The organism is Mycolicibacterium sp. XJ2546 (genome assembly GCF_053483195.1).
Window position 1 is genome coordinate 299242 of sequence record NZ_JBEFRW010000004.1, and the last position, 12694, is coordinate 311935.

The window sequence follows — 12694 nt, forward strand, 5'->3', positions numbered from 1 at the left end:
CCCTCACCACCGCACGGCCACCGAGTCGATCCACGCTATGCGACACGCCCCCAGTTACCGCGGTCGGCGACCAGCCCGCACACCGACCTCATTGTCGCCATATAACGCGCAACCGACTTTTCGGCGACCGGATTGGCGGGATGCATGATCGCCATGACCGTGCCCTCGCCGTATCGGAAGAGATAAATGGTGAGCTGATATGAGTACCGGTCATCCGAATAGACCCCGATATTGTCTGCGATGCCCATGTCGGCGGCGGCCAGCACCGCGTTGAGCGGAGCGGCACCGGCATGAAAGAAATTCGACACGGGGAAATTGGGCTGCGGCCAACTCAGCCACGGCGCCAACTCCAGAACGCGGTAGTAGGGCACCTTGGCCATATTCAGGTTCGCGTCGAAGGAATCTTGTGCGAGCCAGGCGGCATCACCGAATGTGGCCGCGCCTATCGGCACGGTGATCGGAATCAATCCGGTGAACCACCCTTGCGTCATGAAATTGTCCGCGGCGGAGCGGGAATCGCGAGGGGTGAGCCCGTAATACGTCAGCGCACCGGTCAGTTCGTGCTCGACTTGGGCCAGACAGGCGAATAGACCGCCGACAAAGCGCGCACCGGACGTCGAACACGCCGCTTCGAAGCGTTCGGTCTGGGCCGGGTTCATCAGGATTTCGGTGGTGATATCGCTGCTGGTCGACTCCGTCGGATCACCTAGCGGCAACGGGAATTCGGGAAATCCACCGCCATTGCTGTCTGCGAAATCAATCCATGCCTTTACATCAGACGAATCCACGGTCAACGGCGAAGTGCGCTCGCGCTCGCGGATGCAGAATTCGGCATAACTACCGGCGTCGGGTAGTGCGAGCGCCTCACCGCTGCCGCTGTACGCCGAATACATGCCGTTGGCTTCAAGCATTGTGGTGCCGATCAAGGTGGCGTCTCCATGGACATGGTCCATGGCCGCGAAAAAGGTGAAGTGGTCTTCGTTCTGGATGACCCCGAAAGTGAAGCAGCCCCATTCCAACGGGCTCGGAATGTCCACCACATGCGCGCGAATTTCGTCGACGGTCATCGCGCCGTGCTGGATTGGCACGAATTCGATGTCGGCTGGATTCTCGATGGCGTGCCGGATGAACTCACCGTCACCGGTGCGTTCGAACCAGCTGCGGAAGGTGTCGTGCCGACGCAGGTAGGCATTGACGGCCTGATCCATTGCCGAAATGTCACATTGCCCGTTCACCTCGCAGCTAGTGATCATCTGCCGCGAGAAACTCAACCCCGCAGCGGTGCGCTCGTAGTAGTTGCGCAGATGCTGGCCCTGCATGTAGCTGACGGGTGTCGAACTGACCGGAGCGCGCAGCGCTTTCTCGGCGGCCGCAGGGGTCGGATGCCAAGACGTGAGATGACCGGGCTTCAACGTCCAATCGTCGAGTGCGCCGATCGTGATTTTGCCGATTTGCAACCCGGCCCCCAATCCATACTGCTTCTGCCGATTGCCGATCCGGCATCGAGTCGTTGCCGCACCAACATACGTCTGCAGGCCCGCCGCACCGTCCGAATCCCAGTCGTTAGCGGATCCAACCATGCCGCGCGCCGACATGCCATAGTCTGCCGGGGGGCCACGCTCAATTGACGGGCACGACACTTTGCCAGGGGGGCGTGTTCTGGCCGCCGATGTCAAGGGAGGACAACAACGGCATGGTATCCGCGGGACATCTCAACGAGCCGACTGCTCGCATCGCAATCGTCGGCTACGCAGCGCGGTTTCCAGGCGCCCAGGACGTCGACGACTACTGGGACCTGCTACGCGAGGGCCGCGACGCGATATCGGAGGTGCCCGAGGACCGCTGGAACGTCGACGATTTCTTCGATCCGGAACCGGGAGCGCCCGGCAAGATCGTGACCCGTCGGGCCGGTTTTCTCGACGACTCCACGGGGTTCGACGCGCCGTTCTTCGGGATCTCCACCCGTGAGGCGCGGCTGGTGGACCCTCAGCACCGGCTGCTGCTGGAGACGGCGTGGCGCGCGGTGGAGCATGCCGGCATTGCGCCCAGCGCCTTGGCCGAAACCACCGCCGGCGTGTTCGTCGGGATCTCCACCCACGACTACCTGGGCATGGTTTCCGACGAGCTGAACTATCCCGAGATCGAGGCCTACATGGCCATCGGCACCTCGAACGCCGCGGCGGCCGGCCGGATCAGCTACCGGTTGGGCCTGCAGGGCCCGTCGGTCGCCGTCGACACGGCCTGCAGTTCGTCGCTGGTGGCGATCCATCAGGCGTGCCAAGCGCTACGCCTGGACGAATGCGACGTCGCGCTGGCCGGTGGTACCAACGTGCTGCTCTCCCCGGCCACCATGGTCACCTTTTCACAAGCCCGCATGCTCGCACCCGACGGCCGTTGCAAGACGTTCGACGCGGCCGCGGACGGCTACGTGCGCGGCGAGGGGTGCGGCGTCGTCGTCCTCAAGCGTCTCGAGGACGCGATCCGCGACGGCGATCCGATCCGCGCCGTGATCCGCGGCAGCGCAATCAACCAGGACGGCGCGTCGGGCGGGTTGACGGTGCCGAACGGCGTTGCCCAGAAACGGGTTATCGCCGATGCGCTCAAGCGGGCCGGCCTCGACCCCAGCGCCGTCGGATACCTCGAGGCGCACGGCACCGGAACATCGCTGGGCGACCCGATCGAGGCCCAGGCCGCCGGCGAGGTGCTCGGCGTCGGACGCAACGCCGACGATCCACTGTTGATCGGGTCGGCGAAGACGAACATCGGGCACCTGGAAGCGGCCGCGGGCATCGCGGGCGTCATCAAGGTCATCCTGGCGCTCGAGCACAAGACGCTGCCCAAACATCTCAACTTCGAGAACCCGTCACCGCACATCCCGTGGGATCGGCTGCCCATCGAGGTGGTCAAGGAGACCGTCCCGTGGGAAAGCAACGGGCGTGCCCGTATCGCGGGGGTCAGCTCGTTCGGGTTCGCCGGCACCAACGCGCACGTGATCCTCGAAGAGGCCCCGGCCATAGCCGACACTGCCGCGCCCGGCCTCGTCGTCGAACCCGTCGACCCTGCACGGTTTGCGCTGCTGCCCCTGTCGGCGCGCACACCCACCGCGCTGGTGCAGTTGGCTGATCAGTACCGCGGCTGGCTGACGAAGAACACCGACGCCACCTTGGCCGACGTGTGCTTCACCGCCGGGGTGGCGCGCGCGCATCTGGAGCACCGGGCCGCGCTGGTGGTCAACTCGCGGGAGTCGGCCATCGAACTGCTCGGCGCGCTCGCCGACGACCGCCCGGCACCCGGCCTGGTGCGCGGCGAAACGCAGGCCGCACCGAAGACGGCGTGGCTGTTCACCGGACAAGGCAGCCAGTACCCGGGTATGGCGCGGGAGCTGTTCGACACCGAGCCGGTGTTCGCCGAGACGCTGATGCGCTGCGCGGCCGCGGTCGCCGACGTCGTTGAAAAGCCGTTGCTTGACGTGATCTTCGACGTGGACAGCCCCGACTGCGAACAGACGCTTCGGCAGACCTCATATGCGCAACCGGCCCTGTTCGCGGTGGAAATGGGTCTGGCCCGGCTGTGGCAGTCGTGGGGCTTTGAACCCGATGTGGTGCTCGGCCACAGCGTCGGCCAGTACGCGGCGGCCTGCGTCGCCGAAATCTGCAGCCTCGAGGACGGCGCGCTGCTGATGGCCGAACGGGGCCGGCTCTTCGCCAGCTTGCCTGCGGGCGGGCGAATGGCGGCGATCTTCACCGCGGCCCAGCGCGTCGATAACCTGGCTGACGAGTACCCGACCCTGTCGGTCGCCGCCTACAACGGCACCAACACCGTATTGTCCGGGCCGGCGGCCGATTTGGAGAAGGCTGTCGCCACGCTGGAATCCGACGGGACCCGGTGCGACTGGCTCGACACCAGCCACGCGTTCCACTCCGCGCTGCTCGACCCGATCCTCGACGAGTTCGAAGCTTGTGCGAACCGGTTCGAATTTGGTGTGCCGCAACGCATTCTGATCGACAACCGCACCGGGACCGCACTCGGCCAGAGCGTGCGACTCGACGGCGCCTACTGGCGCCGCCACGCGCGGCAACCGGTGGAGTTCGCCAAGAGCGTGCGCACCCTCGCCGAGATGAACTGCAAGCTGTTACTCGAGATCGGCCCGCGGCCGGTGCTGACCGCCGCGGCCATGGGCGCCTGGCCCGAGCCCGCCACCGCGCCACGCGCGATCGCCTCGCTGCGCCAAAACACCGCCGACCACCGGCAGATCACCGAAGCCCTCGCCGACGCCTACGTCCTCGGACACCATCCGGAGTTCACCGCGGTCGGGCCGGGGCCCGCGCGCAAGGTCGATCTTCCGACCTATCCGTTCGAACACCGGCAGTACTGGTTCCTGGACAACCGGCCGGAGCGCCAGACCGACGACCGCTTGGAGGTCGACGCGCCGAGGCATTCCGCCGCGCGCACGGAGGCTTTGGGTCTTCTGGAGGACGGCCGCATCGAGGAACTGGCGGCCCTCCTCGACGGCTCCGGTGCCGATCAGCAGACCCGCGACGTGCTGGCCAGCTTCGCCGCACAGCACAACCGGCAGCTGTCGACGCAGACCATCGCAGACGACCGCTACGAGATCCGCTGGGAAGAGGTTCCCGCCCCACCTGTGGGAAGCCCGCAAGCCGATACCGGCGAGGGGCCCACCTGGATCCTCGTCGGTGACCCCACCCCCGCCGTCACACCGCTGGTGGACGAGTTGAGCGCACGGGGTCACCGGTATGAGATCGTCGGCCTGCCGACCTGCGACGCCGACGAGACACAGTTCACCGACATGCTGCGCGCCGCGGCCCAAACCGAGCTGCGGATCGTGCACGTCGCTGCCCTCGACACGGACCCGGCCCGTCGGCCCTCGGCGTCGATGCGCTCGCTGCTGCGGATCCAGCACCGGGTGCTCGGCGGAACACGCCGGCTCTTCCGTGCTGCCGGCGCCGCGGAGCTTCGGGTGCCGATCTGGGTGGTGACCCGCGGCGCACAGCGCGTCACCGACGCCGACACCGTCGCACCGGATCAGAGTTGCCTGTGGGGCTTCGGCCGGGCCGCATCGTTGGAGCTGCCGCAGGTGTGGGGCGGGCTCGCCGACCTGTCCGAGTCGACCGGCGGGGAATGGTCGCGGCTCATCGACCGGATCGCCACCCCGCGCGACTCCGGGGTCGTCGAAGACCAGGTCGCGCTCCGCGACCGGGCCCTCTTCGTCCCGCGCCTGGTCCGGCGCACCTCGCCGCCAAGCACGGAGCCCTTGCAAATACGTGCTGACGCAACGTATCTGGTGACCGGCGGGCTCGGGTCCCTGGGTTTGGAGATCGCGGGCTACCTAGCCGAGCACGGCGCCAAGCAACTGGTGCTGACCGGCCGACGGGCGCCCAGCGAGGCCGCCCGGCAGCGCATCGACGCGCTGACCGAACAGCACGGCTGCGAGTTCCGCATCATCGCCGCCGACGTCGCCGACGCCCACGATGTCGCGCGGCTGTTGGACCGCGTGGCTGCCGAACTGCCCCCGCTGGCCGGTATCGTGCACGCCGCCGGCGAGGTCAGCACGACCCGGCTGAGCGACCTGGACGACGCCGAAGTCGACCGGGTGTTCGCCGGAAAGGTCTGGGGCGCCTGGTATCTGAGCGAGGCCGCACTGGACCTGCAGCTCGACTTCTTCATCAGCACGTCCTCGATCGCCTCGGTGTGGGGTGGGTTCGGTCAGACCGCTTACGGTGCGGCGAACGCGTTCCTCGACGGGCTGGCGTGGCGACTGCGCGAGCAGGGCGTCACCGGGATCAGCGTCAACTTCGGTCCGTGGTCCGCGGGCATGGCCGATGCGGAGTCCCGTGCGCGCCTTGACGAACGCGGCGTCAAAACGATGTCACCCGCCGACGCGCTGACCGGCCTGGCCGACGTCATCTCGACGTCCGACGGTCCGGTCCAGGCGGTGGTGGCCCGGATCGACTGGGCACGCTTCCTTCCGCTGTATCAGCAGGCGGGCAGGCGTGCGTTCCTCGCCGAGCTGGAGCGTGAGGTGCCCAGCCAGGCCGCGGCCGCAGAGGTGGCGCCGTCCGGCAAGACGCAGCTGGTCGAGCGGCTTATCAACGCACCGGTGCAGCAGCGCAAGCGGCTGGTCACCAACTACCTGCGCGACGCTGTCGCCGAGGTGACCCGGGTGGAGGCCGCCCAGATCCGCGAGGACACCGGGTTCTTCGACCTCGGCATGGACTCGCTGATGGCCGTCGAGCTTCGGCGCCGCCTCGAAACAGCGACGGGCAAGGAGATACCCGTCACGCTGGTGATGGATCATCCCCGGCTGTCGGACGCGGCCGACTACCTGCTCGGTGAGGTGCTCGAGCTGGCCGAGCAGGCGCCCGTCGACATCGAGCGTCGACCCGTCGCTGTGGCGCCGACGCGTACCGACGAACCGGTCGCGATCATCGCGGTGTCGTGCCGCTTCCCCGGCGCATCCGATCCGGAAGCGTTCTGGGAACTGCTTTCCGGCGGGGTCGACGCGATCCGGGAGGTTCCCGAGGACCGATTCGACATCGACGAGTTCTACGACGCCGACCCCGACGCCCGGGGTAAGACCTACACCCGCTGCGGTGGTTTCCTCGACGCAATCGACGAGTTCGATCCCGAGTTCTTCGGGATCTCCCCGCGCGAGGCGGTCTGGATCGAACCGCAGCAGCGGCTGATGCTCGAAACGGTGTGGGAGGGTTTAGAGAGAGCCGGATACGCACCATCAGCCTTGCGGGGCAGCCGAACCGGGGTCTTCACCGGGGTCGCGGCCAACGAATACGCGCATCTGCTGTCCACCGAGTCGATCGACAAGATCGAACCGCACTTCATCACCGGCAACGCCCTCAACGCCGTGTCCGGGCGGGTCGCGTTCGCGCTGGGTCTCGAGGGGCCCGCGGTCGCCGTCGACACCGCATGCAGTTCGGCGCTGGTGGCTGTTCATCAGGCACGCCAGGCGCTGCAGTCAGGTGACTGCGATCTGGCGCTGGCCGGCGGGGTGAACGTCTTGCTGAGCCCGGTGACCACCGTCGCCGCGTCACGGGCCCGGATGCTCTCCCCCGCCGGACGATGCAAGACGTTCGACGCCTCCGCCGATGGATACGTGCGCAGCGAGGGCTGCGGGGTTCTGGTGCTCAAGCGGTTGAGCGACGCAGTGCGCGACGGCGACCGGATCTCGGCCGTCATCGTGGGTAGCTCGGTCAACCAGGACGGCGCATCGAGCGGTTTGACGGTGCCCAACGGCGGTGCGCAGCAACGGCTTATCGAGTCGACGCTGAACCGGGCCGGGTTGTCCGGCGGTGACATCGACTACCTCGAGGCGCACGGCACGGGTACGCCACTGGGTGATCCGATCGAGGTGCAGGCCGCCGCGGCCGCCTACGGCGCCTCGCGCGATGCGGACCGGCCGTTGCTGATGGGATCGGTGAAAACGAACATCGGTCACCTCGAATCGGCCTCCGGGGCCGCGGGTTTGATCAAGGTGGTGTTGTCCCTTCAGCACGGGCTGCTGCCGCAGAGCCTGCACTTCGACGAGCCGTCGCCGCACATCCCGTGGGATGCGCTGCCGGTGCGCGTCGTCGACGAGGCGCTGCCGTGGCAGACCAACGGGCGAATCCGCCGCGCCGGGGTGAGCTCGTTCGGGTTCACCGGCACCAACGCACACGTGTTGATCGAGGAGGCGCCGTCCGAGCCCGCCGCCGAACTCGAGGCTGGGGACGAGAGGTCCGTGCACGTGCTTCCGCTGTCGGCCCGGTCGCCGGAAGCGTTGGTGGAGTTGGCACGACGCTATGAGGGGTGGTTGAGCACCCACGCCGACCTCGACCTCGCCGACGTGTGCCAGACCGCGGGAACCGGCCGTTCGCATTTCGAGCACCGCGCCGCGCTGGTGGTCGATTCCGTCGACGCCGTGCGTCAGTGTCTGGCCGACGTCACCGAGAACCGCACCCGCCCCGGTGTGGTGCGCGGCGAGCACACCCACCCGCCGACGACCGCGTGGCTGTTCACCGGGCAGGGCAGTCAGTATCCCGGGATGGCGCGCGAATTGTTCGATGCCGAGCCCGTTTTCGCCGAGACGGTGACACGGTGCGCGGAAGCCGTCAAGGACATCCTGCCGCAGCCGTTGCTCGAGGTACTGTTCGCCACCGACCGGGAGACCGCCGGCAAGTCCACCGAGCGGTTGCGGCACACGTCGTATGCGCAGCCGGCGTTGTTCGCCCTCGAGATGGGGTTGGCCCGGCTGTGGCAGTCGTGGGGCATCGAACCCGACGTGGTGTTGGGGCACAGCGTGGGCCAGTACGCGGCGGCGTGCGTGGCCGGGGTGTTCAGCCTCGAAGACGGCGCACGACTGATGGCCGAACGCGGCCGAATGTTCGGCAGCCTGCCCGAAGGTGGGCGCATGGTGGCGGTATTCACCGACGCCAAGCACATCGAGGAAGTCGCCGCCGAGTTCGGCCGGGTGTCGGTCGGCGCCTACAACGGACCCAACACCGTGTTGTCTGGCCCGGGCGAAGATCTCGAGCAGATCGTCGCCAGGTTCGCCGACGACGGGATCCGCTGCACCTGGCTGGAGACCAGCCACGCCTTCCACTCCGAACTGCTCGATCCCATACTCGACGAATTCGAGAGCTACGCCGGGCAATTCACGTTCGCCACGCCGACCCTGCCGCTGGTGTGCAACCGCACCGGCACGGTGCTCACGGCGCAGACCCCGCTCGACGCGTCGTACTGGCGGCGGCATTCACGCCAGCCCGTGCAGTTCGCCGAGAGCGTGCGCACCGTGGCGGCGCTGGGGTGCTCGGTCCTGATGGAGATCGGGCCGCAACCGGTGTTGACCGGTGCGGCGGTGCAGGTATGGCCGGAACATGTGCCGGCGCCCAGGGCGATCGCGTCGCTGCGTAAGGGTGTCGGTGACCGGCGCCAGATCGCCGACGCGTTGGCCTCGGCCTACGTCGGTGGGCACCTGCCCGATTTCGCAGCGCTGCACCGGCGGCGACGTCGGCGGCTGGAGCTGCCGACCTACCCGTTCCAGCGTCGCCGCTTCTGGCCGCAGACCACCAGCATCGCCGTCGACGGCGCCCCGGTTTCGGGAATACTCGGTAGCGCAAAGGAACTCGCATCTGGGGACACCGTCTACACCAGCAGGCTGTCGGTGAAATCCCTGCCGTGGGTCGCCGACCACGTCATCTACGGCACGGTGGTCGTGCCCGGCGCGACGTACGCGACGATGGCGCTGGCCGCGGCGGGTCCGCCCGCGCGGGTGCAGAACATCTTCTTCTACGAGCCGATCATCCTGCCCGAGAAGAGCTCTCGTGAGGTGCAACTCACGTTGCATCCGTTGGATAACGCGGGCGAGAACGGTGCCGAGTGGAAGTTCCAGATCCACAGCCGCCCGTACGGGGAACGCGGCGGCGACTGGTCGCTGAACGCCGACGGCACCGTCACCAGCGACGACGCCGGCATCGCCGACGATCCGGCGTCGTACGAGGAGTCGATCGAGGACATCATCGAGCGGTGCACGCGTTCGCGTCCGCAGGAGTTGTTCGAACTGGTTGCCGACGCGGAGTTGGAGTGGGGCCCGACCTGGTCGGGCTCGCTGAAGTCGCTGTGGGTCGGTGAGGCTGAGGCGCTCGGCGACATCCTCGTCGGCGAGGAACTGGCCGAGCATCTGGGCACCGAGCCCATGCACCCGGTGTTATTGGACCTGTGCACCGGAATCACCTTCCCGGCGTTCCCGACCCGGGAGGCGATGGAACAGGGCGTCGACGATCTGCTCCTGCCGCTGCGTTACGGGCAGCTGACCGTGCAGGAGAAGATGCCCCGCCGGTTCTACTGCCACACGAAGTGGCATACCAGCGCCGTCGATGCCGAAACCCAGATCTTCGATTTGGATTTCTTGGATCGAGAAGGCCGCCGGCTGGGCGGAATCCGCGACTTCACCGTCAAACGCGCACCCCGCGAAGTGTTGTTGCGCGGGCTGGGCGGCGATGCCACCCGGACGCTGTACACCCTCGGCTGGCACGAGGCCCCGGCGCCGGAACCCGCAGCGGTGAACGGAACGTGGCTGGTGGCCGGGATGGACGAACTGGCCACCCTGCTGCCTGGCTGCGTGCCGTTGGACCGCGACACCGATCAGCAGCCCTTGGGACAGCTGCTGACCCAGGCGCATGCGCGAGGTGAGGCGTTCTCCGGCGTCGTCTGGCGCTGCGCCGCACAGGGGGCCGACGAGTCGAGCATCGATGCCGCCGCGCGGATCGAGAACGAGATCGCCAACCTCCTTGACGCCGTGCACACGGTGCAGCAGAGGGAGGTGAAACTGCCTGGCGGGCTGTGGATCGTCACCGAGCAGGCGGTGGCCACCGATTCAGGTGAGCCGGTCGACCCGGTCCAGGCCGCGATGTGGGGTTTCGGGCGCACGGCCATCAACGAGGAACCGGCACTGCGGTGCAGGATCGTCGACTGCGACGGATCACCGGAGGCGGTGCAGGTGCTCGCCGACCTGATCGCGGCGCCGGTCGACGAACCGGAACTGGCTGTGCGCCAAGGAAAGCTGCTGGCGTCGCGGTTGTTGCCGTGGGCGCGGGGCGGGCATCTCACGGTGCCGCGCTCCACCGACTACGTGCTGGCGCCCACCGAACGCGGTGCGATCGACAACCTGCGGCTGACCGAGACGGATGTGCCGCCGCCGGAGCCCGGCTGCGTCCAGGTCCGGGTGGAGGCTGCGGGCCTGAACTTCCGCGACGTGCTCAACGTGCTCGGACTGTATCCGGGCGACCCGGGTCCGATCGGCGGCGACTTCGCCGGCGTTGTCACCCAATTGGGTGACAACGTCGAGGGACTCGAGGTGGGTCAGCGGGTGTTCGGCGCCATGCAGGGGGCGTTCTGCAGCCGGTTCAACGTGCCCGCGCAGTTGCTCGCGCCGACACCCGAGGGCGTGGGCGCCGTGGCGGCCGCCACCGTCCCGGCTGCGGCGTTGACGGCGCGCCTGGCGTTCGACTGGGCGCAGTTGCGCCCCGGCGACCGGGTGCTCATCCACGCCGCCAGCGGCGGTGTCGGTATGGCCGCCATCCAGATGGCCCGCCAGCACGGCGCCACGGTCTTCGCGACGGCAAGCACCTTCAAGCGCGCGACGCTGCGCAAGATGGGTGTGGAATACGTATACGACTCGCGGACTACGGCTTTCGCCGACCAGATCCTGGCCGACACCGAAGGCGCGGGCGTCGACGTGGTGCTCAACAGCCTGACCAACGAAGGGTTTATCGAGGCCACCGTGCGGGCCACCGCACAAAACGGTCGCTTCGCCGAGATCGCCAAACGCGACATCTGGACACCGGAGCAGATGGCGGCCATCCGACCCGATATCGCCTACGAGATCGTCGCGCTGGACACCGTGACGTTTGACGACCCGGTGCGCATCCACGGCCTGCTCGGCGAGATCTCGGAGGGGCTGGGCAAGGGCGAGTGGGCGCCACTGCCCGCCGAGGTCTACCCGCTGACGGAGGCCAGGGCCGCGTTCCGCCGCATGCAGCAGGCACGCCACATCGGCAAGATCGTGCTGCAGATACCCGCTCCGTTGCAGCCGCGTTCGGACCGCACCTATCTGGTCACCGGTGGGCTGGGCGCGATCGGTCTGCACACGGCCGCCCACCTCGCCCAACTCGGTGCCGGCGACATTGTGTTGACCAGTAGGCGCGAACCCGACACCCAGACCCAACAGGCGATCGACGCAATCAGCGAGCGGCACAAGTGCCGCATCCACATCAGATCAGCAGACGTCAGCGACGAATCCGAGGCGGCCGAACTGCTCGAGCGGATCCGCGCGGAGTTGCCGCCGCTCGCGGGGGTGGCCCACCTGGCGGGTGTGCTCGATGACGGGCTGCTGTCGGCGCAAAGCGTCGAGCGATTCCGGAAGACGTTGGCGCCCAAGGCCTTCGGCGCCCGCCATCTGGACCGCTTGACCAGGGATGACGACCTCGACTTCTTCATCGTGTCGTCGTCGGTGTCCAGCCTGTTCGGCTCGCCCGGTCAGGCCAACTACGCCACGGCCAATGGGTTCCTCGACGGTCTGGTCGCGCAGCGAAGGGCGCAGGGCCTGCCGGCCACCGGTATCAACTTCGGCCCGTGGGCGCAGGGCGGGATGGCGTCCTCGGATGCGGCCGGCGCCAACATCAGAGCCCAGGGACTGGTTCCGTTGGAGCCCTCGTCCGCGCTGCGGGCGATGGCCGAGGTCGTCGCGAACGGCACCGGGCAGGCGGCGGTCATCAACGCCAACTGGCAGCGCGCGGCGAAGATGCTGGGTGCCTCGCGGCCACCGATTCTGGACCTGGTGTTGCCGCGTGCAGGCGGGGACGCCGACGGTGACAGCGAGATGCTTGCGCAACTGATCGAGATCCCCGCGCCTCAGCGGGCCGGTTTCGTCACCGAGTTCCTCCAACGCGAGGTGCAGACCTTCCTGCGGCTGGCACAACCACCGGCGGCGACCAGCCGGTTCCTCGACCTCGGCACCGACTCCCTGATGGCGATCGAACTCCGCAACCGGCTGCACAGCCAGTTCGGTGATGCGTTCACGATCGACGTGACCGCGGTCTTCGACTATCCGACGATCGGGTCGCTCGCCGAGTATCTGGTGGGCCAGATGCCCGATGGAAAGCAGTCGCCAGCCGCGCAGTGA

Annotated in this window: 2 protein-coding genes; one reads left to right on the plus strand and one right to left on the minus strand. The window is 67.9% G+C overall.

Features of this window, described 5'->3' with window-relative positions; genetic code table 11:
• Nucleotides 1-35 precede the first annotated feature (35 nt).
• Entirely contained in the window at nucleotides 36-1457 is a 1422-nt protein-coding gene (locus ABQE44_RS10395) for a condensation domain-containing protein (RefSeq protein ID WP_448429589.1), read from the minus strand.
• 236 nt (nucleotides 1458-1693) lie between these two features.
• Between ABQE44_RS10395 and ABQE44_RS10400 the strand changes: the two genes are divergently transcribed.
• A complete protein-coding gene (locus ABQE44_RS10400; protein WP_448429591.1) occupies nucleotides 1694-12694 on the plus strand; it encodes an SDR family NAD(P)-dependent oxidoreductase in 11001 nt (3666 codons plus the stop codon).